This is a genomic window from Actinomycetota bacterium, assembly GCA_030684515.1.
Classification (GTDB): Bacteria; Actinomycetota; Actinomycetes; order S36-B12; family S36-B12; genus UBA11398.
On record JAUXVJ010000024.1, the window covers coordinates 121,929 to 147,583 of the forward strand.

Genomic DNA, 25,655 nt, shown 5'->3' on the forward strand with positions numbered 1-25,655 from the left:
ATGCGCACGGTGACAGCACACGATCAGGCTTTCGAGGCAGCTGTCGCTCGTATTCGCACCGTCGTGGCCAGACCTGAGTTCCAGCTCGACGAGGCCCCGTCCCCCAGTCGACTGGCTCCTTTCGCGCTGGCCATTACCGCTGAATCAACAGGCGAGCAGGACTTGGCAAGCGGTCGATTCGTGCTTCTCCACGACCCTGATGGCGTCGAGGAGTGGGAGGGCACATTCCGCGCGGTTGTCTTTGTGCGGGCATATCTGGAAGCCGACCTCATTGACGACCCACTTCTCCACGAGGTGGGCTGGAGTTGGCTGATTGAGTCGCTGGAATCCAGCGCGTGTGCCTATGGACAGTTGGGCGGAACCATCACTCGCAACTCCGGTCGATCCTTTGGAACCATGAGTGACCGGCCCGCCGATGGCTATCTTGAGATCCGTGCGTCATGGACGCCTCTGGACGACGCCGAGCCAGCTGCTGAACACATGGATCGTCATGCGCACGCGTGGCTGCGGCTGCTTGATCATGCTGCTGGCCTGCAACCCCTCCCTGAGAACATGCCGCACGTACTTGGTTCTCGAGTGCGGGCTACCCATTAGTGGAAACTGACACTCCCCCTCGCGCGGAACGTGAACCGCGCGACGGTGTTCCGCACATCATCACGACGTCTGAGGCACTCCAGCAGTACGCAGCAGCAGTCGCGTTGGGTCATGGACCTGTTGCTCTGGACGCCGAACGAGCTTCCGGCTTTCGCTACAGCCAGCGCGCCTATCTGATTCAAGTTCGTCGCGAAGGTGCTGGCACAGCGCTCATTGATCCGATTGCCGTCCCTGAACTTTCCGCCCTGGCTGCCGCCATCGCCAATGTCCCTTGGATTCTGCATGCGGCAAATCAAGATCTCCCCTGTCTTGCTGAATTGGGGCTGTACCCCTCGGCGCTGTTTGATACCGAGTTGGCTGGGCGCCTTCTTGGACGCGAACGGGTCAGCCTTGGCGCATTGGTTGAGTCTGAATTGGGCGAGATCCTGGAGAAGGGTCACGGCGCCACCGACTGGTCGATCCGGCCGCTCACCAAGGCTCAACTTCGCTATGCGGCACTTGACGTAGAACTGCTGGTCGAGCTCCGCGAGGTTCTGGAAGCCGAATTGGCCACCTCCGGCAAGCTTGAATTCGCGCAGCAGGAGTTCCTCGCATTGCTGGCATTCACACCCAGAGCACGCGGCGAAGAGCCATGGCGGCGCACATCTGGCATCCATCGCATCCGCAAGGAGCAATCGCTGGCAGTGGTCCGCGAATTGTGGTTCGCTCGGGACCAGATCGCCCAGCGAGAAGACATTGCCTCCGGGCGCATCCTGCCTGATGCAGCGATCGTTGCCGCCGCTGCCGCGATGCCAGTCAGTGCGGAAGCACTTGGTGCGCTTCCCGAATTCTCCGGCCGAGGTCAGACTCGTCGTCGCGCAGATTGGTGGGCGGCGATCGATCGTGCCTTGTCTTCAGATGCCGCATCGTGGCCGGTCACCGCCGCACCTGCCGAAGGTCCTCCGCCGCCACGTACGTGGGCGAACAAGAACCCCGCGGCCGCCGACCGACTCGAACGAGCCCGCGAGGGACTGCGCCTGCTGTCCGAGGAGTGCACGATCCCGGTCGAGAATCTGCTGACCCCGGAGTTAGCCCGCCGGCTGTGTTGGGATCCCCCTGAGCCACTTGCAATCTCAAGTATCCAAGAACAGCTGCGCACCATGGGCGCACGACAATGGCAGATCGAGCTGACGGCACCGATCCTGCTGGAAAGCCTGACTCCTGCTGATTCAGCAACTACTGAGTAGCGTCGTGCCTGTCTGCACGTGCGGGCTCATCAGTGCGAACAGCGACAGTCTCCACGATCATGCGTGAGACATCTTGCGCAGTGATTCCGAGTTCTTTCAGCAGGTCATTGCGCTTGCCATGAGTCAGGAACTCATCGGGAACACCAATATTGCGGACTGGCAGGTCAAGCCCGCAATCTCGTAGGCGCTGACTGACGGCTGCACCTACGCCGCCAGTGCGCATGCCGTCCTCAACGACGATCACAAGTCGGCTCGAACTGGCAAGAGCGACTACGGCCTGTGGAACCGGCTTGACCCATCTGGGGTCCACGACGATGCTGCCAATGCCTTGAGCCTGCAGTCGATCAGCAACCTCGCAGGCCAGATTTGCAAAGGCACCGACACTCACAATCAACACATGCTGATCGCCGTGCTCAGCAAGCACGTCGACCCCCTCGATGGATCGCAAGGCTGGTCGAGGAGCTGGCAACGCCCCCTTGGGAAAGCGAACCACTGTCGGGGCGTCGCTGATATCAAGTGCCTCACGTAGTTCTGCGCGCAGGGTGGCTTCATCGCGAGGCGCTGCGATGCGCAGTCCGGGGACGACCTGCAGAATGGACATGTCCCATACGCCATTGTGGCTCGCGCCATCGTCCCCAGTAACCCCAGCTCGATCCAGCACGAAGGTGACACCAGCCTGATGGAGTGCACAGTCCATCAGCACTTGATCAAAGGCACGGTTGAGAAATGTCGCGTAGAGCGGAACCACTGGATGCATTCCGCCGAAAGCAAGTCCAGCAGCGCTGGTGGCCGCGTGCTGCTCTGCGATGCCGACATCGAAGACTCGATTGGGAAATTCATCGGCGAATGCATTCAAGCCAGTGGGACCCAGCATGGCCGCCGTGATTGCCACCACATCTGGACGAGCACGACCGGCATTCACCAATTCGTCGGAGAACACCCCCGTCCATGTCGGACCTGCAGCAGCCACCGGGATTCCGGTGTCAGGATCAAAGATGCCGATTCCGTGGAAGCGGTCGGCATCATCTGCCTCAGCAGGTGCGTAGCCTCGACCCTTCTCGGTGATCATGTGCACGATCACTGGGCCATCGAAATCCTTGGCCCTGCGCAAGGCGTGCTCCAGCTCGGCTTCATCGTGACCATCAACTGGGCCGATGTACTTCAAGCCCAGATCCTCGAACATTCCTTGCGGCGCCATGATGTCCTTGATGCCCTTTTTCATTCCGTGCAAGGTGCCGTAGAGCGGGTCGCCAACCACAGGGGTGCGAAGCAGTATGCGTTTGCCCCATGACATGAATCGCTCATAACCGCGCGTGGTACGAAGAGTGGAGAGGTGATGCGCCAGACCACCGATGGTTGGTGAGTAGGAGCGCTGATTGTCATTCACAACGATCACGACTTGTCGCTTGGAACCAGCGATGTTGTTGAGTGCTTCCCAGGCCATGCCACCGGTCAGGCCGCCATCTCCGATGACAGCGACCACATGGCGCTTGCCCAGCAGCCCACGAATCTCCCACGCCTTTGCCAGACCATCTGCGTAGGAGAGCGAGGTTGAAGCGTGGGAGTTCTCGACAATGTCATGCGGACTTTCAGCACGGCTTGGATAACCCGAGAGCCCGCCAGACTGCTTGAGCTGGTCGAATCCAGACATCCGCCCGGTCAGGATCTTGTGCACATATGCCTGATGCCCGGTGTCCCAGATGATCGCATCGTCGGGAGATTGGAAGATCCGGTGTAAGGCGATGGTGAGTTCGACGACGCCAAGATTGGGGCCAAGGTGACCACCCGTTGCCGACACCTTGGTAACCAGGAATTCTCGGATCTCACTTGCCAGAATGGGCAGCTGCTCCGGCGAAAGCGCTCGTACATCGCGCGGATCGCGGATGCGTGCCAGCAGACTCACTTGGACATTCTATGACGAGAGCGCAGATCCGACTCATTGAGCAACGCCTGGGAAACAAGATCTAGCTCACGTTGCAGGGCGACCAATCTGGCCCCTTCGGTTGCTATGCCTTGCTGCACGATCTCCAGATCTGAGGCCTGCAAGTGATCGGCGAAGGAAGTGCGAGAGGTGCCATAGGCCTTGCGCACGCCATCCAGAGCCCCACTGACGTAGGCCTGCACATACGCACAAAGCGCTATCGGGTACTGGCGCAATGGGGATTGTCGTAGCGAGGAAGGCCCTTGATCAAGCAGCCAGATCACTGCCTGCTCCTGAAACTCCTCATGCACAGGTGACACCAGGGATCGGGGCCAGCCTGGAGTCATGACTAAAGAAGCGAGCGTAGAACGTACTGGAGGATGCCGCCGTGACGGTAGTAGTCCGCTTCACCAGGGGTGTCAATGCGCACCAAGGCCGTGAACTCCAGCAAGGAACCGTCCTCCTTGACCGCTTCGACCAGCACATCGCGGGGGCTGTCGCCATCATTCAGCGCAGAGATGCCCTTGACGGTGAAACGCTCTTCGCCGCTCAAGCCAAGAGTCTGCGCTGACGTTCCCGGCTGGAACTGCAGTGGGAGCACACCCATGCCGATCAGATTCGAGCGGTGGATGCGTTCGTAGGACTCAGCAATGACAGCCTTGACCCCCAGCAGAGCGGTGCCCTTTGCTGCCCAGTCCCGACTTGAGCCTGATCCGTATTCCTTGCCAGCGAGGATCACCAGCGGAGTGCGGCTCTTGGCATAGTTCATAGCAGCGTCGTAGATGGACGTCGTTGGCTTGTCAGGGTCAGTCAGATCGACGGTGAATCCGCCCTCGACTCCATCAAGCATCTGGTTCTTCAGCCGAATATTGGCGAAGGTGCCACGGATCATCACTTCATGATTGCCACGACGAGATCCGTAGGAGTTGAAGTCAGATCGGCTCACACCATGCTCAGCCAGATACAGCCCTGCAGGGCTGTCTGCTCGAATGTTGCCAGCAGGTGAGATGTGGTCGGTCGTGACGGAATCTCCGAGTACGGCCAGCACGCGAGCACTGGTGATGTCCTGGACCGGGGCGGGGATGCGCCCCATGCCTTCGAAGTACGGGGGCTTGCGCACATAGGTGCTGTCGGGATCCCAGGCGAACAAGTCGCCGACCGGCGTGTGCAGGTTCTGCCAGCGAGCATCGCCAGCGAACACGTCCTTGTAGCGCGAAGAGAACATGTCGGCATCAATTGAGGCCTCGACCACGGCTTCTATCTCTGCCGTGCTTGGCCAGATATCTGCCAAGAACACTGCTTGGCCGTTGGAGTCAATACCGAGGGCTTCCGTGGCGAGGTCGATGTCCATGGTGCCGGCGATGGCGTATGCCACCACGAGCGGTGGAGACGCCAGATAGTTCATCTTGATGTCTGGATTGATGCGTCCTTCAAAGTTGCGATTGCCGCTGAGCACAGCGACAACAGCCAAATCGTGTTCATTCACCGCCGCACTGACCTCAGGGATCAATGGGCCGGAATTGCCGATGCACGTCGTGCATCCGTAGCCGACAGTGTCAAAGCCGAGCTGGTTCAGGTACGGCGTGAGCCCGGACTTGTCGTAGTAGTCGGTGACTACTTTTGAACCAGGTGCAAGTGAAGTCTTCACCCAAGGCGCACGCGAGAGTCCCCGCTCCACAGCCTTCTTCGCAAGCAGGCCAGCGCCGATCATGACGTATGGGTTGGAGGTGTTAGTGCAAGAAGTGATGGCCGCAACAGTGACAGCGCCATGGCCGATCTCAAGGTTCGCGCCTTCGATCGTCACCTCTGCCATTGCCGCAGGTGATGCCGTGAACTCACTCAAGGCCTCCTCGAAGGCAGCCTTCGAATTGGTCAGCAGAACTCGATCCTGCGGGCGCTTGGGTCCGGCAATGGACGGCACCACGGTGCCAAGATCAAGCTCGAGGTACTCGGAGTACACCGGCTCATGCGACGCGTCATGCCACAGGCCCTGCTCCTTGGAGTAGGCCTCCACAAGCGCGATCTGCTCTTCAGATCGTCCGGTTAGACGCAGGTAGGCGATGGTGGTCTCGTCAATGGGGAAGATCGCCGCCGTGCTGCCGTACTCAGGGCTCATATTGCCGATCGTCGCCCGATTTGCAAGCGGTACAGCGCTGACGCCCTCGCCGTAGAACTCCACGAACTTCCCGACCACACCATGGTGACGAAGCATCTCGGTGATCGTGAGCACCAAGTCTGTTGCTGTGGTGCCAGCTGGCATTGCGCCCTTGAGCTTGAAGCCCACGACTCGTGGAATCAGCATGCTGACGGACTGTCCCAGCATCGCGGCCTCGGCTTCGATGCCGCCCACTCCCCAGCCCAGGACACCTAGTCCATTGACCATGGTTGTGTGCGAGTCGGTACCGACCACGGTGTCCGGGTAGGCCTGTCCGCGACGAGCCATGACCACGCGAGCAAGGCTTTCGATATTGACCTGATGCACGATGCCGGTGCCCGGGGGGACCACCTTGAACTCCTCGAAAGCACTCTGGCCCCAGCGAAGGAACTGATAGCGCTCCAGGTTGCGGTCGTACTCGAGATCCACATTCAGAGCTTCAGCATTGGGGCTGGCAAAGAAGTCGACGATCACCGAGTGGTCGATGACAAGTTCAGCGGGCGCAAGGGGCTCAATCTTGGAAGCGTCGCCTCCCAATTCAGCAACTGCTTCGCGCATGGTTGCAAGGTCAACGACGACCGGGACGCCTGTGAAGTCCTGCATGACCACGCGAGCGGGCGTGAATTGGATCTCTTCACTTGGCTCAGCACTGGGGTCCCAGTTGCCAAGGGATGCGATGGTCTCGCGCGTGACGTTTGCGCCATCCTCGGTCCGCAGCAGGTTCTCCAACAGCACTTTGTGCGTGAAGGGAAGCCGCTGGCTGCCTGGGACTGCGGAGATGCGGAAAATCTCGTAGTCATTCGATCCGACCTGGAGATTTCCCCGGGCTCCAAAACTATCCACGCCAGCCACTTCCCTCTCGCTTAACTGCTCTCAACGTATCCGACTGGCCTTGATCGCGTGAACCGGCCCTAGGTCACTGTGCATCCCTGGAACGAACTTTGCGATGCACTCCATGTGATGAGTCATCGGGAAGGCATCAAGCACTGAAAAACCAGTGAGAGCGTATCCAGAACCGATGAGCGAGGCTGCGTCCCGAGCAAAGGCAACGGGATCGCACGCCACATAGACCACCACTCGTGGCCGTGCGCTGGCGATGGCGGCCATCACCTCGACACCGGCACCACGTCGAGGTGGATCAAGTACCACTCCATCGATTCGGCTTGGCCACTGCCACGTCTGCACGTCGGCTTCGACGAAGCTCACCTGCGGCAGGTCTGCCAGGGCACGGCGACCGTCGCGAATGGCACTGCGAAAGCTCTCAACAGCCACTACCTGGCCTTGGACTCCTACCGCTTCGCCAAGAAATGCGCTGATCAGGCCCGCGCCTGCATAAAGATCCAGCCACTGCTCGCCAGTCCCAGGCTCGCCGGCGCCCATGACGTGCTCAACGATTGCCGCGGCGGCACCCGGATGCACCTGCCAGAAATCTGCTCCGCCGATCTCCCACCGCCGGTCACCGACCTGCTGCACGACCTTGGCCTTGCCACTCACCAATTCGCGGTCGGCCCAGACACTTGGCGAACCCACCGAGCCCTGCGTGACTTGGACGCTTCCGACACCTGGCCATTTGTCGTCCGTTACTCCCGCTTGGCTCACCTCCGGTGTTGCCAACAGGCACTCTTGGACTTCAAGAACTCCGTGGCTGCGTGCCGCCAGCAATCCGGCATTGCCACTGCGATCCACGCTCCATCGGACCCGCGTGCGCCAATGCAGACCGTCATCGTCGTTCAACACGATCGCGTGCAGCTCGCCTGGATCCACACCTGCATGTCGAATGAGGGACTCACGTGCGATTGCACCTTTGACTTCTCGCTGGTGGGCAAGATCGACATGTTGGAAATCGCACCCGCCACAGCCACCGGGATGAGCCCAACTACAGGGCGCGACCACCCGATGCTGAGATGACTCAAGAATCTCGATGGCATCGGCACGGAGGAACTTCGAACGCACTTCTGTGATGCGAATCCGCGCCAGTTCTCCAGCCAAGGCGTGGCGGACGAACGCGGTATTGCCCTTTGGAAATGCAAGGCAGTGCCCGCCATGCACCATCGCACCAATTTCGAGGATGAATTCCTCGCCGACCTCGACCTTTTCTTTTGCCGGCCTCACCATGTCAGATGTCCTGGTCGATGGCATCTTCACTAGATGCCAACTGCCAGGGCACGCTTGTGACCATCACGCCAGGAGTGAACAGCAATCGACTCTTCAAGCGCAATGCCGACTGGTTGTGCAGCAGCTGCTCCCACCACCTGCCAACGACGTACTCCGGAATGAACACTGTGACGATGTCATTGGGGTTGTCCGTGCGCAGTTCACGCACATAGGTGATGATGGGCCTGGTGATTTCGCGGTACGGGGAATCAAGAATCTTCAGGGTCACAGGAATCTCGCGATCAGCCCACTCTTCTTGCAATCGCGCGGTGTCGTGATCATCGACGTTGACGGTGATGGCCTCCAGGACCGTTGGACGGCTTGCTCGCGCGTAGGCAAGCGCTCGGAGGGTCGGCTTGTGAATCTTGGACACCAGCACAAGTGCATGCACACGAGAGGGCAGGATGACTCGTTCAGTCTCAGTCGTTGCAAGTTCATTCGCAACGCGGTCGTAGTGGCGCCGAATGGCCTTCATCAGACCGAAGATGACCGGCATGGCAATCACTACGATCCAGGCACCATGCGTGAACTTGGTGAGCAGCACAATCACCAACACGATGCCGGTCAGCACGCAGCCGAAGGAATTGATCGCACGTGAGCGAATCATCTTCGCTCGAGCTTTGCGATCTGTTTCGTGCTTGAGTAAGCGCGTCCAGTGGCGGACCATGCCGATCTGGCTCAACGTGAAGGAAACGAACACTCCAAGGATGTACAGCTGAATCAAAGCCGTCACATCTGCTTGGTAGATGATCATCAGGATCACTGCGAGTCCGGCCAGGCTCAAGATGCCGTTGCTGAAGGCAAGCCGATCGCCGCGAGTGTGCAACTGTCGTGGCAGGTATCCATCCCGCGCCAGGATTGAGCCCAACACCGGGAATCCGTTGAAGGCAGTGTTGGCCGCCAGGGCCAGGATCAGGGCGGTGGCGAGCGAGACCACCAGTACCGCGATCGTGAAATTGCCGAATACCGCATCAGCAACTTGCACGATCACCGTCTTCTGCGTCTGACCAGCAGGCAGTCCAATGAGGTCCGCATCATTCTCGGTCACATGCACATTGGTCTTCAGAGCCAGCCACGTGATGCCAGAGAACATGGCCATCGAGATGGCACCCATCAGGAGCAGAGTTGTAGCAGCGTTCTTTGACTTGGGTGGCTTGAAGGCCGGCACTCCGTTGGCCACCGCCTCGATACCAGTCAGCGCAGTAGTGCCTGAGGAGAAGGCTCGAGCGATCAGGAACACCAGGGCGAACGCGGTGAAGGATCCCTCCGGAATGATCTGCCAAGAGGCGCTCTCAGCCTCCAGATTCGCACCGAAGAGCGTCCGTATGATCGCTGTGCCGATCATGATGAAGATCGAAGCCATGAAGAAGTAGGTCGGAATGGCGAAGAGAGCGCCGGATTCCTTGATGCCTCGAAGATTGAGCAGAGTGATCACCACGATCGCTGCGACCGCCCACCACACATTGTGCGTGTTGATGATCGGGAAGACCGAGCCGAGGTTGGCTATGGCTGAGGCTATCGACACCGCCACTGTCATCACGTAGTCGATGAGCAATGCACTGGCGACCAGCACGCCCCAGTTGGGACCTAGATTGTGCGTGACCACTTCATAGTCGCCACCACCACTTGGGTAGGCGTGCACGGTCTGCCGATATGAGGCGACGACAGTGAAATAGATCAGTACGACGCCAGCAGCTACAAGCGGTCCCCATTCATAGAGAGCAAGCCCGCCGAGAGAGAGCACGAGCAGAATCTCTTGAGTTGCGTAGGCATTGGACGAAAGTGCGTCACTGGCGAATACCGGCAGCGCGATCTTCTTCGAGAGAAAGGTTTCGCCAAGCCGGTCACTTCGCAGCGCTCGACCAAGAATGAGTCGCTTGAATCCGTCTGAGGCTGACACGTCCACGGATGCTACGCGGTGCATGTATCTTCAGCACGTGCACATCGTCATCCTTGGGTGCGGACGCGTGGGGTCCCTTCTGGCACAGCGACTTGACGAGGCTGGCCACTCAGTGGCCATCGTTGATCAGGACGCTGGCGCCTTTCGACGACTCTCGCCGGAATTCGGCGGGCTGACTGTCAAGGGCATCGGATTTGATCGTGAAACCCTCGAAAATGCAGGAATTGAACGAGCTCATGCTTTCGCTGCAGTGAGCAGCGGTGACAACACCAACATCCTCGCCGCGCGAGTGGCCCGCGAGACCTACGGCGTGGACCGAGTGGTTGCCAGAATCTACGACCCTCGTCGAGCCGAGATCTACGAGCGACTCGGCATTCCCACTGTCGCCACGGTGGCTTGGACCTCCAGCCAGATCATGCGGAGAATTCTTCCACTGGGAAGCGAGGAGCTCTTCCGCGATTCCAGTGGCCAGGTGGCGATGGGTGAGATCACTATCGGCAGTCGCTGGATCGGACACCGTTCGAGCGCACTTGAAGCGGCATCAGGCGCGCGCGTGTCATTCATCTCCCGCTATGGCGAGCCGGTGATTCCTACAGCTGACAGCGTGATTCAAGAAGGCGATCACATCTACGCCACATATCAGGTGGCCAAAGTCGAATTGGTCGAACGAGTATTCAACGAAGGCCCCCAGGAGGCATAGATGCGTGTCGCCATAGCAGGAGCCGGAAAAGTTGGTCGTTCGATCGCACGTGAACTCATCGCCAGCGGTCATCATGTGCTGTTGATCGATCGCGACGCGGACCTTGCGCGCCAGGGGGTGGTTGAAGGAGCCGAGATTCTGCTCGCAGACGCCTGTGAGATCTCCACTCTCGACGAGGCAATGCTCTCGCAGTGCCAGGTCGTCGTAGCAGCGACAGGTGATGACAAGGTCAACCTCGTGGTGAGCCTGCTGGCCAAGACTGAATACGGTGTGCCTCGCGTGGTCGCCCGCGTCAATCACCCAAAGAACGAATGGATGTTCGATCAGAGTTGGGGTGTTGACGTCGCGGTGTCCACCCCGCGCATGCTCTCGGCTCTGGTGGAAGAGGCCGTCAGCATTGGTGACCTTGTTCGGTTGTTCTCATTTCGCCAAGGTGAAGCCAACCTTGTTGAGATCACCTTGTCGGTCGACTCCCCTGTTGCCGGTCAGCGCGTCGGGGACCAGCCATGGCCGCCAGACACTGCGCTTGTCGCCATTGTGCGGGGGCAACGCGTCATCAGCCCGTCTGCCGATGATCCGCTGGATCCAGGTGATGAACTGCTCTTCGTTGCCTCGCCTGACCAAGAGCCAGCTCTGCAGAAGCTTCTCGGGCACCTGTAGCCCACTGATCAGTCGGCGCTTGCCCGCATCGCTCGATACGTGGGAGCCAACAGTCGATAGGTGAAATACGCGGCTCCAAGAAACAGCGGCCACCCCATCACGACCTTGACAATGCCGAGTGCAGTGACATTGCCCGCGAAGTACAGCGGCGCTTGCACGACGAGTCGGCCAAAGAACACGCCTACCCAGATCCAACTGGCTGCAGCCAGGACTCGCCGCTGAACAAGATCCTTGCGCCAACTCGTGCCCTTGCCCGTGAAGAACCCTAGGAAGACCCCAATCAGGGGCCAACTCACCAGGATGGAGACGAGAAAGGCCATGCCGTAGGCCAGGTTCGTCAGCATTCCGATGAAGTAGAAGTTCTCAGCTCTTCCGGTGTATTTGGCAAATCCGGCAGAGATCAGCACCCCCGCAAACCCGGCTGCAATCTGCTGCAGGGGTTCGTGTCGGACCAATCGCCACAGGACTATGGCTCCCGCTGCAATGAGGGCCGCCGCCAGTGAGGTGCCCAGATTCTGGTTCGTGACCAAGTAGGCAACGACAAAGACGATGGTCGGCAATCCTGAGTCGATGATGCCGCGCCAGCCGCCGATGGCTCGTTCAAGCAGTACGGACTCGGCGCGAAGGTCGGCCGCAGTCTCATGCGAAGGCGAGGGTGCAGTTTCCTCGTGACTCATTACTGCGATGGCTTCAACTGGTATCGCGGGTTGTAGATAGTCTTACTGCCATCGATATTGGTCATGCGTCCTGTGATCGTCATGCGTCGCCCGGCCACAATCCCCGGGATTGTTCGGCGTCCCATCCAGATGATCTTGGTCGCACCTGAGCCGTCATAGAGCTCAATCTCGAATGAGGGGGCCTTGTCCTTGGGAAGGATGGTGACGTATCTGACTGTGCCAGCCAAGCTGACAAGCTCCCCGGCATTGCAGGCGCCGATGGCGCTGCAGGCTTCAGGTTCGCCTTTGAGCTGCTCGAGCAGATCAGCGGCTTCGGACTCTTCTCGAGAGCGCAGAAACTTTGCCCACGGACCTTTACTGGTCATCAGCGAATCTCCGTTATCTCTAGTCCGCGTTCGGGCGGCAGCAGGACTGGCGAATCCTCCTCAGTCGCATCTCCATCATCTACCTCGGGAAGCTGCAGAGGAAGAGGATTGCCTACCGGCATCGCCTCATTTCCACGCACGACTACCAGCCCACGTAAGGCAGACTCAAGCACCTCCGCTGATGCCCCCGGCCGAGATGCCGAACCCAGAAACACTGCCCGAATGAACCAGCGAGGTCCCTCGATTCCCACAAAACGCGCTGGCTGGAGGCCTTGCTCGGCAGGCACTTGAGCCCGCAGTTCCATGCCGAAGGGGCCATCTGCCTCCTCGACGAGTCCATTGGCTGCATTGATGGACGATGCGATCTGCTTGCGGGTCTCTTCCCACAGTCCGCCCGATTTGGGGGCTGCGAACACCTGGATCTGCACTCCGGCGTCTGAAGTAGCAAGAGTCACCAGCGCAACTGCCCCGGTGGCATCGTCCACCTGCACCTGGACGTCCACGCCCGCAGTCGATGTGATCAGCAGGCTTCCCAGATCGAGTCGCTCGGTGCCGTCCCACTCGACTTCTGATTCGTCCCAGGGTCCGTCCGCGCGAAATTCGTCTGTCACGCGTCCACCGTAGTGGCCTGCACACCCGTAGAGCCGAAGCCACCCTCCCCACGGTGGCTGCCCGGCAATTGCGCCACCTCGACAAGTGCAACCCGGGCCACCAGCTGAATGACAAGTTGGGCGATGCGATCGCCTCGCTTCAAGGAGATCGTTTCGCGCGGATCCAGATTGATGAGAATGACACCGATCTCACCTCGATAGCCGGCATCGATCACGCCAGGTGCATTGACCATGCCCAAGCCACGCTTCAAAGCCAGTCCACTGCGCGGATGAACGAAGGCGGCGTACCCCGCAGGCAAGGCGATGGAGATTCCCGTGGGCACAAGAGCGCGTTGCCCAGGGGGAAGAGTCACGTCGACTCGCGCTCGCAGATCCAGCCCCGCATCGCCGGGATGCTCGTAGCTCGGAATCGGCAGCTCAGAGTCCAGTCGGGTGATGAGCACCTCAACATCCATGAAGCGCGACTCTACTGACCGCGTGCCGCTTGGCGGCTGTGCCTAGGCTCAGGCTCGTGAATTCGTCCTATCGCGAGCGACTCCTGCCAAAGTGGTGGGTCTTCGTCTTCATCGCATCATTGATTGCGATGCTGAGCATCGCCTACGGCTCAGCAATCAGCGCGCTCGTGGGATGGATCATGTTCATCGCACTCTCGGTTCTCGTTGGCGTGGGGATCTTCACCAGCTCGCCCGTTATTGAAGTCAGCGACGTCCTTGCGGTGGATCACGCGCGGCTTCCCATGGCTTGTGTAGGCGAAGTCGCTGTGTTGGACTCGATGCAAACGCGTGAAGTTCGCAATCGTCGCACCGAAGCACTCAATTTTGTGCTGGTGAAGACCTGGGCTGCTTCTGAATCAGTCCTTATCAAAGTGACAGACCCAGACGATCCGCACCCAGCGTGGCTGATCAGCACTCGCCACCCTGGCGAGTTGACTGCTGCGATCAATGCCAGAGCCACATCCGCTGGATAGCGCACAGCACTATCTGCCAGAGTGTGCCCATGAGTAGGCAGCAGAGCGACGAACTGGAAGTTCAACCGAATCCAGTCATGCACTTGATCGCACCGATCACCGCAATTGCCGCAACGATGGTCATGCGCAAAGTACTCACGTCTGCGTACGCTCGCAGAACCGGCAATGACGCTCCCGATCCACGAGATCCTGACGTGCCCCTGGGCCGTGCCCTGGTATGGGCCGTGGGTATCGCCGCATCTGCAGCTGCCGTAGAGCTCGTGGTCTTTCGCCTGATGAACCGCGGCGGCAGTTCAAGCTAAGAACAGTCGCTGCAGACTGGGCCGTCCTTGCCCTCATGCGCAAGTTGGCTGCGGTGGTGCACCAGAAAGCACTTCGAGCAGGTGAACTCGTCGGCCTGGCGTGGAAGTACCCGGATCGTCAGACTCTCATCAGAAAGATCGGCGCCAGGGAGTTCCAGATTCTCAGCGGCTTCAGCTTCGTCAATGTCGATAGCGCCCGAATTCTTCTCAGCACGTTGCGCTTTCAGGTCCTCTAGGGATTCCTCGGCCAGTTCTTCATCGGTCTTGCGCGGTGCGTCATAGTCGGTAGCCATCGCTCTGCCTTTCTCTTGGCCGCAGAACAACAGCGGCGCGGAGATTGTGCCTCATGACTTTGTGAAACTTCTGAGAGGACAAGCCATGCTGATTGTGCTGCGCGCTAGCCTGCTGAGCATGCCGATCTACGCACTTGGTGAACTCACCCCTGAAATTGATCCAACCGCCTTCATCCATCCAGATGCCGTGATCATCGGCAATGTCCACATAGGCCCGGAGTCAAGTGTGTGGCCCGGTGCAGTGCTTCGCGCTGACTACGGATCCATCACCATCGGCGCGCAGACCTCGATCCAAGATGGCACGGTCATTCACTGCACGCTGGAGGAGCCCACCACCATCGGTGATCGATGCACCATTGGGCACAACGTGCACATCGAAGGCGCCCTTATTCACGATGACTGCCTCATCGGATCTGGCTCGATCGTGCTCAACGGATCAGTGATCGGCCCTCGGGCGCTCATCGGCGCGGGTGCCCTGGTGCCGATGCGCAAGGTTGTGCCGGCGCAGGCCCGGGCCGTTGGTGTGCCATGCGTCATCAAAGAAGATGCCGTGGACGGAGTGCCAAATGAAGATGGCACCCAAGGCTACGTGGCAAATGGAAAGCGCTATCTGGCCGAACTGCGCCGCCTGAGCTAGCCGATCAGGGCGCTAGCCGTGTGCTTTGCGAAGCGCCGCCCGGAAGGATTCCGCAATCGCCGGAACTGCCGTCACCATCGTCTCCTCGTAGACACTGTCGCCCCATAGCCCGGACACCGATGCCCCTGCCTCGCTGGCGATGAGCGAGCCGGCCGCAACATCCCAGCGTGAAAGTCCGCGTTCGTAGTAGCCATCAAATCGGCCCCTGGCCAGCCAGCAGAAGTCGATTGCGGCGCCGCCCATGCGCCGAAAGTCGCGCACTTGACCGGCCAGAGCGAGCATCACTGCAGCTTGCTCCTGCCGGCGCTGCGCTGAGTAGCCAAATCCAGTTGCCACCATGGCCATCCCCAGGTCACTGCAATCAGCAACATGCAACTGCTCAACCAAATCCGGATCCGTGAGCGCGTGATGAACCAGCCAGGCTCCTGCGCCAGCTATGCCGATGAAGGCCTCGTCGAATTCAGGTGCCACAACGATGCCGATGACCGACGCGTTGTTGATCTCCGCTGCCACCGAAACTGACCACATGGGGATCCGGTACAGGTAGTTCACCGTTCCATCCAATGGATCCACTACCCAGCGCACACCTGAGCTTCCGATGCGTTCACCACCCTCTTCGCCCAGAAACCCGTCGTCAGGTCGCGCGCCAAGCAGGCGTTCCACCAGCATTTGCTCAGCACCACGATCCATCTCAGTCACCGCATCAACGGCAGTCGATTTGCTGTCGACCAAGAGCCCATCTGGCCGCTCATCTCGCAGGAACAGCGCGGCCTCGGTGGCTGCCTGCCAGGCCACCGGCAGCAAGGGGTGCTTGCGAAGGAGTACGGCGAGCAGGTTCATGCGCCCAATCATGGTCGGTTCACCCCTGGGTGCAGTCAGCCCGCCGCGGCAGTAGCGTGAGTGAGATGTTGGCTTCCTACCGCGAGGTGCTGCGGACCCCGGGAGCCATGCGGTTTTCAGCTGCAGCCTTCATTGCGCGCATGCCATCAGCCATTGTCATGCTGGCGATCGTGCTCTACGTATCAGAGAGCACTGGCTCCTACGCTCAGGCTGGCGCGCTCGCTGCTGCATTCCAGATCGCCGCGGCTGGCGGCGGGCTCGTCTCAAGTCGCATCATGGATCGCCGCGGACAGCGGGCAACGCTGCCCCTGCTCGCACTCGTTCACGTGATCGGGCTGCTCATGTTCATCCTCAGCCACGACAATCTCGCAATGCAGGCCATCGGGGTCGTGCTTGCTGGCGCTGCGTACCCACCCATGGGTTCAGTCGTGCGATCGCGTTGGGCGTTTGTCCTTCGTGACTCCCCCGATCGCTTGCGCACGGGATTCGCCTGGGAGAGCGTGCTCGATGAGTTGATCTTCACGATTGGCCCGCTCGTCACCGCTGTGATGGCCGTTCAACTGGGATATGCGTGGCCATTTGTCGTTGCGTGCGTTCTCACCGTGACCGGCTGCCTGCTCCTGGCGCACGAGCATGCAACACAACCAGCGATACAGGTCGAGCATCACGAGTTGGGCAATGCTCTTCACCAGAAGGGCATGTGGCGCCTGCCGCTGATCGGGGCGTGTTTCGGCTGGGTATTTGGCAGTTATGAAGTGTCCATAGTTGCGTTCACTGCCGAACAGGGCATGGCTGGCTGGAGCGGACTGGTACTTGGACTCTGGGCAGCCGGCTCTGGTCTTGGCGGTCTGTGGTTTGGGCAGCGGGCCTGGAAATCCACTCTTCAGCAGCAGCTGGTGGTCTGCACATTCATTCTTGGCATCGTCTTGATCCCGGCAATATTTGTGCGCTCCGTCCCAGTGCTCGCCATCACTACGTTTATCGCGGGCGCGGCGATCTCCCCTGGGCTGATTTCGACATTTGCGCTGGTCGAACGACTTGTCCCTTCGGTTCTGCTCACTGAGGCACTCACATGGACCAACTCCGGAATGATTCTGGGCTACGCAGCAGGCACTGCTCTCTCGGGACTGTTCATCGATTCTCTTGGCACATCGGTCAGCTTTGTGCTGCCTGTTCTTGGCGCATGGATTGCCAGCCTGCTAGCCCTTGGTCCGACACCGGCAACGCGAACATCACCGGCTGCGCCGTGAAGCGCTATGTTGTGCCTTTGGATTCGCATGTGAGGAGAAGGCCCTGGAACCGCTGAGCCCCAGAGAGATCCAGGCTCGAGTGCGGGCGGGTGCGGATCCAGAGGTCATTGCAGCCGAAACGGGATGGCCGATCGACAAGGTCATGCGCTATGCCGGACCGCCACTTGCCGAACGCAGTTACGTGGCCGGACAAGCTCTGAGTACCGAATTACGCCGCACAGGCAAGTCGGTCTCTTTGGCAGACACCGTCGCGCAGGCCATTGCTCCGGACCGATATCCGCCGGCAAACATCATGTGGGACTCCTACCGGCGCGAAGATGGCAAATGGATCGTCATTGCTGCGCTGCCCAAGTGGAAGCACGGCACCCAGGCGCAGTGGAGCTATGACCACGAGGGTCACAATCTGCACCCGCTGGACGATGTCGCCCGTCGCCTCATGGGCGTTGCCCCCGAAGGCGAGCTCGATTTCATCACCGAGACTCCAATCGCAGTGCTCGTCCAAGAAGCTGAAGTGGAAATTGTCGAGGACACCCGACCGCGACTGGTTGCCGTACCAGCCCTTGAGGCACAAGAGCCCGAGCAGCACCACACCTTGATGCTTCCCATCCCTGTCGAAGAACCAAACGTCACTCCGGCTCCTGCCGCGGCCAAGAAGGCCGTCAAGGGCAAGGGGAAGCGGGCAAGCATTCCGACGTGGGATGAAATCCTGTTCGGGACGAGCAGGAACGACGACCTCTAGAGCTCGAGGATCTCTGGTCTTCGGTCAGATCTGCGTCACCAAGCACGGAATCTCCCACTCGTCACTGCTGATCGAGCCGTGCTGACCCTTGAGCGCAGAGACTGTCTTGTCCAAGGCGGCCGTCAGCGCGACATCGGATCGCGCGAAGACGATGACATCGCCGATGCGTTCAGCGATTTCATCGATTGTCAGACCCATCACTCCGCTGGAGAGCAGTTCTTCCTTCTCGACAACTTGCGCCTTGTCTCCGAGGGCCTGCTGCCAGCGAAGAGCCACTTGTGTGGCTTGCCCAGGCTTTGCGTAGACGTGCCTGGCACGTGGTTCACCCGCAACCAGCCAGACGCCGTCGGTGAATTCTGATCCCACGTCAACGGCCACGCGGGTATTGCAATTGACCATTCCGTGGTCTGAAGTCACGATCATCGCCGAATTGCGCGGCAGTGTGCTGCGCAGCGCTTCCACGAGTTGATCCACTCGCACGAGTGCCTGGAGCCACTCCTTGCTCCCTACGCCAAACTCGTGGCCAATTCGATCGAGTTCGGGCCAGTACACGTAGGTGAAGGATCGAAGGCTCGTGGCAGTCGCCGCCAGCACGCCTCGCACCCGCTGGACGGCGTCCTCGGCAGCCTCGTATGCCCCTCCGCGCAGGACCGCCCGTGTCAGTCCACTGTTGCGATAGGCCTCCGGTGCCACCGTGGTGACATGAATACCAGCGCCGGCCATCAACTCCAGCATTGTTGGCTCGGGCTGGATGGCAAGGGCTGGAATGCCAGACGCCCAGTGCAGCGGCACCAGGACATCCTCAAACTCGGGGACCCAGAACGAGGCTCCCACAAGCCCATGGGCTCCAGGCATCTCCCCGGTGCCAAAGGAGCCGAGCGCCACAGGCGTTGTCGAGGGGATCGTGGTGGCTGCTCGTGGACCACTCATCGAAGCCAGTACCGGAGCACTTGATGCGAAGTCACGCAATTGCTCTGCGCCAAGTCCGTCAATCAAGCAGCAGATGACGTGTTGCGGCTCACCTATCGCTATGACATCGGTATATCCGCGTACGCCAAGGGCAGCAGCAACAGAGGGCAGGATCTGCGACAGGCAGACTTCGCCAGGCGCGTCCGGCAGGGCGCTACTCGTCAACGCAGTCGCGCAGCCGTTGCCTGTGACAGCGCAGAAGCAAAGGCCAGGGCCTGCTCGACTACATCGGCTCCGTCTGCCACCTGTGACACGCGAACAGACAGATCGTCGTTGCTGGACGTGCCCGTGTAGCCATGGTCAGCCTCGCATTGAGGATCACCACAGCTGGCTGGTTCGAGTTCAATGCGCGACACCGCTCCCCAGCCGATGGTGATGACAACTTCGGCGGCACCGCCACCGGGAAGGTGCGTCGCTGGCTCGCTCACAACCCGAGTGACCACGACTGAATCGACCCGTTCCAAACGGACCGCCTCAGTAGAAGCAGTGGCGAAGGAGACCGGGTGATGCTCATCTGCTGGATGCTCGTCAGTGTGTCCCACGATCAACCGCGTCGGGGTGAGCGCAAGCACGGTGACATGACGACGCAGTTCATCGTGATCAAAAGTCGCTTCGTGATGCACGAGATAGGCCTGCAGTGACTCACCTGCCAGAGCCGTGTCTAGGGCGTCGGCAACCAGGTCGGGGTAATAGCCACTTCGCTGAATATCTGTGCGCAGGCGTTGATCAAGATTGGACACTCGATCATCCTGCCATGCGACGCATGCGTGGGTCGAAGACCTGCGGATTCGGATCCAAGGTAATTGAAACAGATGCTGAACGCTGATCGCCGACGAAGCGCAGATCGGCCAGACTCACCAACGAGATCTCCGGAGCCCACTCAGGCAGCCAGCTCAAATGGTAGAGGTAGTCCGTATAAGCAGAAGAAAGCTGTTCTCCACCGACTAGCGGAAACGCGCGCATCGACGCAACAGCATCGGCCGCGTGATTGGGGTGCATGGGAGCCAGACGATAGACAATGTCGTCCAGAACCGAAGCAATCGGATCTGCGACGCCAACTCCGCAGACAGGCCCAAATTGCGGATCCACCACCAGAGTCAAAGTGCAGCCTCGCCCGACCAGTCCAGCGGCCGGAATCGCCTGCAGGGGCAAACCTGCGGCAGCCAGAAGTGCGCGGGCATCGCGATCAGAAAGATGCTGCTCGCCCCGTTGCAGAGCCGAGGCGATAATGGCCTCAATTGCTCCCACATCCACCGACTGCGGTGGCTCCGGATCATCGGCCAAGGTCTCGCGCCAATGCTCAAAACTCTGCAGGGAGCCAAGTGCACTGATGGCGTGTTCGACATCCAGGAAGGTCGGCACACCGTCGGCAATGCGGAAGCTTGAGTTGGAGTCCTGCATGACTGCAAGCACCGGCTTTGCCACGGCTCGACCTTCTTCGAGCATCATTTCGCGGATCTCTCGATCGCGACTCCCGCTGGTACCTGGCGTGTGGATCAGGAGCAGCGCATCTACCCGATCCTCTTCCAGCACTGTGCGCACGGCCGACCGATAGCCCTCAGGGTCCTGCACTGTTGGCAAGGTGATCGGACCCGCCGCCAAGTCGCATCCGATGCGATGCGCGGCATTGCCTGCCAGCACCATGAGCGCCTCGCTGTTGCCGACAACTGCGATACCCGTGCCTGCTGGCAGGGGTTGGCTGCCCAGAACACCAGCCAGATTCAGCATCTCGTCAATGGAGTCAAGCACGATCGGGCCAGATGCCTGCAGGATGTCGTCGATTGCATGCTGGCTCAACCGAGTTCGTTCTGCACGGTGCCCCGAAGGCAGATTGAGGCCAGCGCCACCGATCTGCACCATCAGCACTGGCTTGGTCGCAGATATTCGACGAACGAGACGGGCGAACTTTCGTGGATTACCAAAGCTCTCCAGATACAGAAGAATCGTGCGGGTGCGTTCATCTGACTCCCAGTACTGCAGAAGGTCGTTGCCAGACACGTCGGCTCGATTCCCAGCCGAGACGAAGGCACTGAGCCCGAGTCCACGCTGCTCGAGCCGGCTCAGGATTGATCCGCCCAAAGCTCCGGACTGACTGAAGAAGCCAATGGACCCATCACTGGGCATGGACGGCGCCAGCGAGGCATTCATGCTGGCGTTCGGATCCGTGTTGATGAGGCCAAGTGCATTCGGCCCCACCAATCGAATCCCGTGTGCGCGGCAGAAGGCCAGGAGATTGGCCTGAAGGCGCTTGCCATCGGCACCCCCATCGCCAAAGCCACGACTCACAACGATGAGTCCAGAGATTCCAGCCAGAGCCGCATCGGCCACAGCTGCCGCAACCTGGCGAGCCGGAACGGCCACGATTGCCAGATCAACATGCCCAACATCGCGCAAGGTGGTGCGGCACTCAAGGCCAAGAACAGATGGCGAGGTGGGATGCACCGGGATGATCTGGCCCTTGTAACCGCCTTGGATCAAGTTGCCGACCAATTGGCGACCTACATTGTTCGGTCGATCAGAAGCGCCGATGACAGCAACTGAAGTGGGAGTCATCAGCAATTGCACGCTGCGTGCTTCGGCCCGGTGCTCGCGCGCCAGCGAGACGGCTCTGCTTTGCTCCGTTGATGCCACAGCGAAACTGATCGCCAGTACGTGATCCTCATAGCGCTGAGCAATCGTGTAGCCGGCCTCCTTGAACGTGTTGATCATCTTGCGGTTCTCTGGCAGCACTTCGGCAACAAAGCGAGATATCCCGCGGTCACGAGCGGCTGCTGCGAGGTGCTCAAGGAACACCGACCCAAGACCGCGACCTTGGTATTCATCGCGAATATTGAAGGCGATCTCCGCATCACTTTCGTTGACGCGGTCGTAGCGACCCACGCCGATAATCTCGTCATTGACGATCGCCACAAAGGCCACCCGATCCACGTAGTCCACATGCGTGAAGTGGTGGAGCTCACGATCGGACAGGGAGGGCTTGGTTGTGAAGAAGCGAAAGTAGATCGTCTCGGGAGACAGGCTCTGGTGAAATTCCTGCAGGCGTTCGACGTCGCCCGGTGTGATCGGACGCAGGTGCACGGGACGCCCGTTGGACAGCACGACATCGGCTTCCCACTCAATCGGGTATTCCGCCATCACCGTCCCCCTGCCATGCCCTCATTCTGGTCGGTCACCCAGGCGGTACCCCAATCACCGCCAGACACGTCGGACACCTCCCAATGACAGGTGGCAGCCCGCTCTGCCGGTAACGTCAACTGTCAGCTTCAGAAGGGCTCGAACATGGCACGCCGCTCATCCCGCTCCACCCCGCCAGGGCATGGGCGCATCATCGATGTGGATGTGGCTGCCGAAATGCAGTCGTCTTTTCTTGAATATGCCTATTCGGTCATCTACTCGCGCGCGCTGCCTGACGCTCGCGATGGCCTGAAGCCCGTTCAGCGTCGAATTCTCTTCCAGATGGGCCAAATGGGACTGCGCCCGGATCGCGGGCACGTCAAGAGTGCTCGAGTTGTGGGCGAGGTCATGGGGCGGCTGCACCCGCACGGGGATTCCGCGATCTACGACGCCCTCGTGCGCATGGCTCAACCTTTCTCCCTGCGACTTCCGATGATCGATGGCCATGGCAACTTCGGCTCACCTGATGATGGTCCGGCGGCCATGCGTTACACCGAGGCTCGCTTGGCTCCTGCCGCCTTGTCGATGACCGCGACCATCGACGAGGACACGGTGGATTTCACGGCCAATTACGACGGCCGCGAGACTGAACCTGTCGTGCTTCCGGCCGCGATCCCCAACCTGCTCGTCAATGGTGCTTCGGGCATTGCCGTTGGGATGGCGACCAATCTCGTGCCGCACAACCTCACAGAGGTGATCGGGGCGGCACGGCATCTGCTGGCGCATCCCAATGCTGAGCTCGCCGAAATCATGCGATTCATTCCAGGCCCTGACCTGCCCGGTGGCGGAGTCATCGTCGGACTCGACGGGGTTCGTGAGGCCTATGCGACCGGACGCGGGAGCTTCCGCGTTCGCGCTCGCACGCGCATTGAGCAGGTAAGCCCTCGCCGCCAGGGCATTGTCGTCACTGAGCTTCCGCTGAACATAGGTCCGGAGCGGATCATCGAGCGGATGAAGGATCTGGTTCAGTCAAAGAAGCTGCAGGGCATCTCCGATGCTGCGGATCTCACTGACGGGGATTCCGGCCTCAATCTGGTCATCGAGATCAAGAACGGCTTCAACCCAGATGCCGTCCTGGAGCAACTGTTCAAGCTCACTCCGATGGAAGACCAAGTCAGTGTCAATGCCGTTGCCCTTGTCGATGGCCAGCCCCGCACTCTCGGGCTCATCGAGCTACTCCAGGTCTTCTTGGACCACCGCATTGACGTCGTCCGTCGACGCAGCGTGTATCGACGTCGCAAGGCTCAGGATCGGCTGCATCTTGTCGAGGGCCTACTGATTGCGATTATCGATATCGACGAAGTCATCCAGTTGATTCGAGAATCCGACGATGCTGCTGCTGCACGTGAACGCATGATGCAGGTCTTTGATCTCAGCCTCGAGCAGACCAACTACATCCTTGACATGCCCCTGCGTCGTCTTACCAAGTTCTCGCGAATCGAACTCGAGACTGAAGCAGATGAGCATCGCACTGCCATCGCCGCCCTCACGCAGATACTTGAAGATGAGAAGGAACTGCGTTCACTGGTCTCTGCTGAACTCCAAGAGGTAGTGCAGGAGCATGCGACTCCTCGCCGCACCCTGCTCATGGAATCGGCCGCTGTTCCGGCCGCAACTGCAATGCCTCTGGAAGTTGATGACGCTCCGTGCATCGTGCTGCTTTCCAGCGCTGGCCTGCTTGCGCGCACTGCTCCCATCGATCTGGGCCACACTGAGGAGTCCGCACGATCTCAGCACGATGTCATCGTGAGTGCCTGTGTCTCAACAACGCGCGGCGAGATTGGCGTGGTGACCAGCAGCGGTCGGATCTGGCGCCTCTCGGTTGTGGATCTGCCAAATCTGCCACCTGTGCATGGTTGGCCCGCGCTCAGCGCCGGAGCGCCTGTTGGCGCATTTCTTGATCTGCCCAGCGGCGAGCAAGTGCTGGCCCTGACCACCCTTGACGAAACTGGCGGCCTGTTTCTGGCAACCGCCCAAGGCAAGGTCAAGCGAGTGGTGCCCGAGGCCTTGAGCAAGCCTTCATGGGAGGTCATCCGACTGGACGACGACGACCGTGTGGTCGGTGCTGCACGTATGGACGACAGTGCAGCCGAACAGCAGGACGTCGTCCTGATCGCTGACGATGCCCAAGTCCTGCGCTTTCCTGCCACCGCCATCCGCCCCACTGGCAGGGCAGCCGGTGCGATGGCCGGCATCAAGCTCTCCCCCGGCTCCGCAGTGATCGCGGCCTTCGCTGTGGATCGAGCGCGTGCGGCAGTCCTGGTCACGGTCGCCGGATCCTCTTCAGCTCTGCCCGGTACCGATGCCGGCACGGTCAAGGTGAGCGATCTGGGCGAAATCCCAACGAAGGGTCGTGGCACGGGCGGAGTCCGCAGTCATCGCTTCAGGTCGGGTGAAGATGCGCTTCAACTGGGCTGGGCTGGCGCTGCCCCGGCACGCGCCGCCAGCGCCTCTGGAGTGCCAATCGATCTGCCCACAAGTGTGGCCCGACGTGACGCCACAGGCACGCCCGGTAGCCTGCCGATCGCCGCACTAGGAGGACCACTATGACCCTTGCCTGCTCTGCCCAGTCCCTGGCAGTGGAAGAGCCATTGGCTGGCACTGCTCCGGTGGTCTCGTGCTACATCGTGATCGAGCAGCCCGGCGCCTGGGGCCGCGAGGCTCTACTGGAAAGCAGTTTCCCTCTCGAATTGGGCAAGGAGTTGCTGGACAGGACGATGGGGACGCACGTGAAGTTCCTGCTGGCCAGGCATGCCGACCGCCTTGAGCGCGACGGCAACACCGATCACAACATCTGGATCTCGCACACCGCACCGGGACTGCGCGGCATGCGGCACGGGCTGGTCACCGATCTCAACGTGATCGCTGACTGGGACTTCGCGGCGATCGCAGAAGGCAACCTCCCACCCTTTGGCCACTCGCGGACTTCCAACGTCACCTTTGTCTGCACCCATGGCGCGCGAGACGCCTGTTGCGCCCTGCTCGGTCGATCGGTCTATGAGGATCTGCTGTCCTCCGTGCCTGTCGAAGAGCGCGCATCGGTGTGGGAGGTAAGCCACATTGGCGGTCATCGCTTTGCGCCCACGATGCTCTCCTTGCCGGGAGGCTCAGTGCACGGTCGCCTCGATGCGGCCGCAGCAATGGAAATGCACACAGAGGCGGCCCATGGCCGAGTCCTGCTTGCCGGATTCCGAGGACGTAGCGCCTATCCCGCACCGCTGCAGGTCGCTGGCATCGCTGTACGCAACGCATTCAATGTCCTTGAACAAGATGCCCTGGACGTGCTGCGCATCGTCAGCGGCAAGGCGGTCCCGGCGCCGACAAGTGTGGTCTTCATTGACGATCAGATGGAAACCGAAGTCCGTCACGTTGACGGACGGACTTGGCGGGTGACCGTTCAGCGAGCACAACTGCCAGGCGTACGCGCCGAATCGTGCACAAAGCTGCCTGAGTCGGTCTTTGTCTGGAACGTACGCGATCTCCAGCAGACAGCCAACTGGCTGCGCTGAGCCCTACAGGTG

The 25,655-nt window shown here is 60.3% G+C and carries 25 protein-coding genes; 11 read left to right on the top strand and 14 right to left on the bottom strand.

The window, feature by feature from the left end; genetic code table 11:
• Both Q8M73_09360 and Q8M73_09365 read left to right on the top strand, forming a co-directional pair.
• Entirely contained in the window at nt 1-594 is a 594-nt protein-coding gene (locus Q8M73_09360; GenBank protein MDP2288753.1) for a DUF3000 domain-containing protein, read from the top strand.
• Nucleotides 594-1,820 (top strand): ribonuclease D, encoded by a 1,227-nt coding sequence (locus Q8M73_09365; protein MDP2288754.1) that lies wholly within the window; start codon nt 594-596, stop codon nt 1,818-1,820. The genes Q8M73_09360 and Q8M73_09365 overlap by 1 nt, the downstream gene beginning before the upstream one ends.
• Here the strand turns inward: Q8M73_09365 and dxs are convergent.
• The 5 genes from dxs to Q8M73_09390 are packed head-to-tail and all read right to left on the bottom strand — an operon-like array spanning nt 1,810 to nt 9,950.
• Complete coding sequence (gene dxs, locus Q8M73_09370; protein ID MDP2288755.1) at nt 1,810-3,723, bottom strand: 1-deoxy-D-xylulose-5-phosphate synthase; 1,914 nt, start codon at nt 3,721-3,723, stop codon at nt 1,810-1,812. The genes Q8M73_09365 and dxs overlap by 11 nt on opposite strands.
• Nucleotides 3,720-4,088, bottom strand: a complete 369-nt coding sequence (locus Q8M73_09375) for a hypothetical protein (protein ID MDP2288756.1) — start codon at nt 4,086-4,088, stop codon at nt 3,720-3,722. The genes dxs and Q8M73_09375 overlap by 4 nt, the downstream gene beginning before the upstream one ends.
• A 2-nt stretch (nt 4,089-4,090) precedes the next feature.
• Nucleotides 4,091-6,748, bottom strand: a complete 2,658-nt coding sequence (gene acnA, locus Q8M73_09380) for an aconitate hydratase AcnA (protein ID MDP2288757.1) — start codon at nt 6,746-6,748, stop codon at nt 4,091-4,093.
• Between the two features lie 21 nt (nt 6,749-6,769).
• Nucleotides 6,770-8,011 (bottom strand): TRAM domain-containing protein, encoded by a 1,242-nt coding sequence (locus Q8M73_09385; GenBank protein ID MDP2288758.1) that lies wholly within the window; start codon nt 8,009-8,011, stop codon nt 6,770-6,772.
• A gap of 1 nt (nt 8,012) precedes the next feature.
• Nucleotides 8,013-9,950, bottom strand: a complete 1,938-nt coding sequence (locus Q8M73_09390) for an APC family permease (protein ID MDP2288759.1) — start codon at nt 9,948-9,950, stop codon at nt 8,013-8,015.
• A gap of 37 nt (nt 9,951-9,987) precedes the next feature.
• Between Q8M73_09390 and Q8M73_09395 the strand changes: the two genes are divergently transcribed.
• Complete coding sequence (locus Q8M73_09395) at nt 9,988-10,650, top strand: TrkA family potassium uptake protein (GenBank protein MDP2288760.1); 663 nt, start codon at nt 9,988-9,990, stop codon at nt 10,648-10,650.
• Entirely contained in the window at nt 10,651-11,310 is a 660-nt protein-coding gene (locus Q8M73_09400) for a TrkA family potassium uptake protein (protein ID MDP2288761.1), read from the top strand.
• 8 nt (nt 11,311-11,318) lie between these two features.
• Here the strand turns inward: Q8M73_09400 and Q8M73_09405 are convergent, their stop codons facing one another.
• Genes Q8M73_09405 through dut form a run of 4 tightly spaced genes read right to left on the bottom strand, consistent with a single transcriptional unit; the run spans nt 11,319 to nt 13,418 of the window.
• A complete protein-coding gene (locus Q8M73_09405) occupies nt 11,319-11,987 on the bottom strand; it encodes a DUF3159 domain-containing protein (protein MDP2288762.1) in 669 nt (222 codons plus the stop codon).
• Nucleotides 11,987-12,352 carry a DNA-binding protein gene (locus Q8M73_09410; GenBank protein ID MDP2288763.1) on the bottom strand — a complete coding sequence of 122 codons (366 nt, stop codon included), beginning with the start codon at nt 12,350-12,352 and terminating at the stop codon, nt 11,987-11,989. Before Q8M73_09410 ends, Q8M73_09405 begins: the two co-directional genes overlap by 1 nt.
• Complete coding sequence (locus Q8M73_09415) at nt 12,352-12,963, bottom strand: DUF3710 domain-containing protein (protein MDP2288764.1); 612 nt, start codon at nt 12,961-12,963, stop codon at nt 12,352-12,354. The genes Q8M73_09410 and Q8M73_09415 overlap by 1 nt, the downstream gene beginning before the upstream one ends.
• Entirely contained in the window at nt 12,960-13,418 is a 459-nt protein-coding gene (dut, locus tag Q8M73_09420) for a dUTP diphosphatase (protein ID MDP2288765.1), read from the bottom strand. Before dut ends, Q8M73_09415 begins: the two co-directional genes overlap by 4 nt.
• A gap of 56 nt (nt 13,419-13,474) precedes the next feature.
• Between dut and Q8M73_09425 the strand changes: the two genes are divergently transcribed.
• Nucleotides 13,475-13,930 carry a DUF3093 domain-containing protein gene (locus Q8M73_09425; GenBank protein ID MDP2288766.1) on the top strand — a complete coding sequence of 152 codons (456 nt, stop codon included), beginning with the start codon at nt 13,475-13,477 and terminating at the stop codon, nt 13,928-13,930.
• A gap of 29 nt (nt 13,931-13,959) precedes the next feature.
• Nucleotides 13,960-14,232, top strand: a complete 273-nt coding sequence (locus tag Q8M73_09430) for a DUF4235 domain-containing protein (protein ID MDP2288767.1) — start codon at nt 13,960-13,962, stop codon at nt 14,230-14,232.
• On the opposite strand, the gene Q8M73_09435 is transcribed toward Q8M73_09430, so the two are convergent.
• On the bottom strand, nt 14,229-14,525 hold the full coding sequence (locus Q8M73_09435; GenBank protein MDP2288768.1) for a DUF4193 domain-containing protein: 297 nt from the start codon (nt 14,523-14,525) through the stop codon (nt 14,229-14,231). The two genes, Q8M73_09430 and Q8M73_09435, sit on opposite strands and share 4 nt — an antisense overlap.
• A gap of 85 nt (nt 14,526-14,610) precedes the next feature.
• On the opposite strand from Q8M73_09435, the gene Q8M73_09440 reads away from it, so the two are divergent.
• Nucleotides 14,611-15,162: a gamma carbonic anhydrase family protein gene (locus Q8M73_09440; GenBank protein ID MDP2288769.1), complete on the top strand. Its 552-nt coding sequence runs from the start codon at nt 14,611-14,613 to the stop codon at nt 15,160-15,162.
• A gap of 12 nt (nt 15,163-15,174) precedes the next feature.
• Here the strand turns inward: Q8M73_09440 and Q8M73_09445 are convergent, their stop codons facing one another.
• The gene (locus Q8M73_09445) at nt 15,175-16,002 is read right to left on the bottom strand and encodes an inositol monophosphatase family protein (protein MDP2288770.1); all 828 of its coding nucleotides are present in this window, start codon (nt 16,000-16,002) and stop codon (nt 15,175-15,177) included.
• A gap of 65 nt (nt 16,003-16,067) precedes the next feature.
• Between Q8M73_09445 and Q8M73_09450 the strand changes: the two genes are divergently transcribed.
• Both Q8M73_09450 and sepH read left to right on the top strand, forming a co-directional pair.
• On the top strand, nt 16,068-17,252 hold the full coding sequence (locus Q8M73_09450; protein MDP2288771.1) for an MFS transporter: 1,185 nt from the start codon (nt 16,068-16,070) through the stop codon (nt 17,250-17,252).
• A complete protein-coding gene (gene sepH, locus Q8M73_09455; protein ID MDP2288772.1) occupies nt 17,209-17,991 on the top strand; it encodes a septation protein SepH in 783 nt (260 codons plus the stop codon). Before Q8M73_09450 ends, sepH begins: the two co-directional genes overlap by 44 nt.
• Nucleotides 17,992-18,015: 24 nt before the next feature.
• Here sepH and Q8M73_09460 read toward each other — a convergent pair whose 3' ends face one another.
• From Q8M73_09460 to Q8M73_09470, 3 genes are read right to left on the bottom strand one after another with little or no spacing between them, the layout of a single operon-like run.
• Nucleotides 18,016-19,125 carry an alkaline phosphatase family protein gene (locus tag Q8M73_09460; protein ID MDP2288773.1) on the bottom strand — a complete coding sequence of 370 codons (1,110 nt, stop codon included), beginning with the start codon at nt 19,123-19,125 and terminating at the stop codon, nt 18,016-18,018.
• Nucleotides 19,122-19,700, bottom strand: coding sequence for a DUF5998 family protein (locus Q8M73_09465; GenBank protein MDP2288774.1), 579 nt, complete (start codon nt 19,698-19,700; stop codon nt 19,122-19,124). Before Q8M73_09465 ends, Q8M73_09460 begins: the two co-directional genes overlap by 4 nt.
• A gap of 4 nt (nt 19,701-19,704) precedes the next feature.
• Nucleotides 19,705-22,095: a GNAT family N-acetyltransferase gene (locus Q8M73_09470; protein ID MDP2288775.1), complete on the bottom strand. Its 2,391-nt coding sequence runs from the start codon at nt 22,093-22,095 to the stop codon at nt 19,705-19,707.
• A 144-nt stretch (nt 22,096-22,239) separates the two neighbouring features.
• On the opposite strand from Q8M73_09470, the gene Q8M73_09475 reads away from it, so the two are divergent.
• Entirely contained in the window at nt 22,240-24,684 is a 2,445-nt protein-coding gene (locus Q8M73_09475; protein ID MDP2288776.1) for a DNA topoisomerase IV subunit A, read from the top strand.
• Nucleotides 24,681-25,643, top strand: coding sequence for a sucrase ferredoxin (locus Q8M73_09480; protein ID MDP2288777.1), 963 nt, complete (start codon nt 24,681-24,683; stop codon nt 25,641-25,643). The genes Q8M73_09475 and Q8M73_09480 overlap by 4 nt, the downstream gene beginning before the upstream one ends.
• The last annotated feature ends 12 nt before the right edge of the window (nt 25,644-25,655 follow it).

Bases quoted from the DNA above. Each gene is read 5' to 3' on its own strand.
- Q8M73_09360 (MDP2288753.1), top strand. From the start codon at position 1: ATGCGCACGGTGACAGCACACGATCAGGCTTTCGAGGCAGCTGTCGCT.
- Q8M73_09375 (MDP2288756.1), bottom strand. From the start codon at position 4,088: ATGACTCCAGGCTGGCCCCGATCCCTGGTGTCACCTGTGCATGAGGAG.
- Q8M73_09385 (MDP2288758.1), bottom strand. From the start codon at position 8,011: ATGGTGAGGCCGGCAAAAGAAAAGGTCGAGGTCGGCGAGGAATTCATC.
- Q8M73_09400 (MDP2288761.1), top strand. From the start codon at position 10,651: ATGCGTGTCGCCATAGCAGGAGCCGGAAAAGTTGGTCGTTCGATCGCA.
- Q8M73_09405 (MDP2288762.1), bottom strand. From the start codon at position 11,987: ATGAGTCACGAGGAAACTGCACCCTCGCCTTCGCATGAGACTGCGGCC.
- Q8M73_09410 (MDP2288763.1), bottom strand. From the start codon at position 12,352: ATGACCAGTAAAGGTCCGTGGGCAAAGTTTCTGCGCTCTCGAGAAGAG.
- dut (MDP2288765.1), bottom strand. From the start codon at position 13,418: ATGGATGTTGAGGTGCTCATCACCCGACTGGACTCTGAGCTGCCGATT.
- Q8M73_09430 (MDP2288767.1), top strand. From the start codon at position 13,960: ATGAGTAGGCAGCAGAGCGACGAACTGGAAGTTCAACCGAATCCAGTC.
- Q8M73_09435 (MDP2288768.1), bottom strand. From the start codon at position 14,525: ATGGCTACCGACTATGACGCACCGCGCAAGACCGATGAAGAACTGGCC.
- Q8M73_09440 (MDP2288769.1), top strand. From the start codon at position 14,611: ATGCTGATTGTGCTGCGCGCTAGCCTGCTGAGCATGCCGATCTACGCA.
- Q8M73_09445 (MDP2288770.1), bottom strand. From the start codon at position 16,002: ATGAACCTGCTCGCCGTACTCCTTCGCAAGCACCCCTTGCTGCCGGTG.
- Q8M73_09450 (MDP2288771.1), top strand. From the start codon at position 16,068: ATGTTGGCTTCCTACCGCGAGGTGCTGCGGACCCCGGGAGCCATGCGG.
- Q8M73_09470 (MDP2288775.1), bottom strand. From the start codon at position 22,095: ATGGCGGAATACCCGATTGAGTGGGAAGCCGATGTCGTGCTGTCCAAC.
- Q8M73_09475 (MDP2288776.1), top strand. From the start codon at position 22,240: ATGGCACGCCGCTCATCCCGCTCCACCCCGCCAGGGCATGGGCGCATC.
- Q8M73_09480 (MDP2288777.1), top strand. From the start codon at position 24,681: ATGACCCTTGCCTGCTCTGCCCAGTCCCTGGCAGTGGAAGAGCCATTG.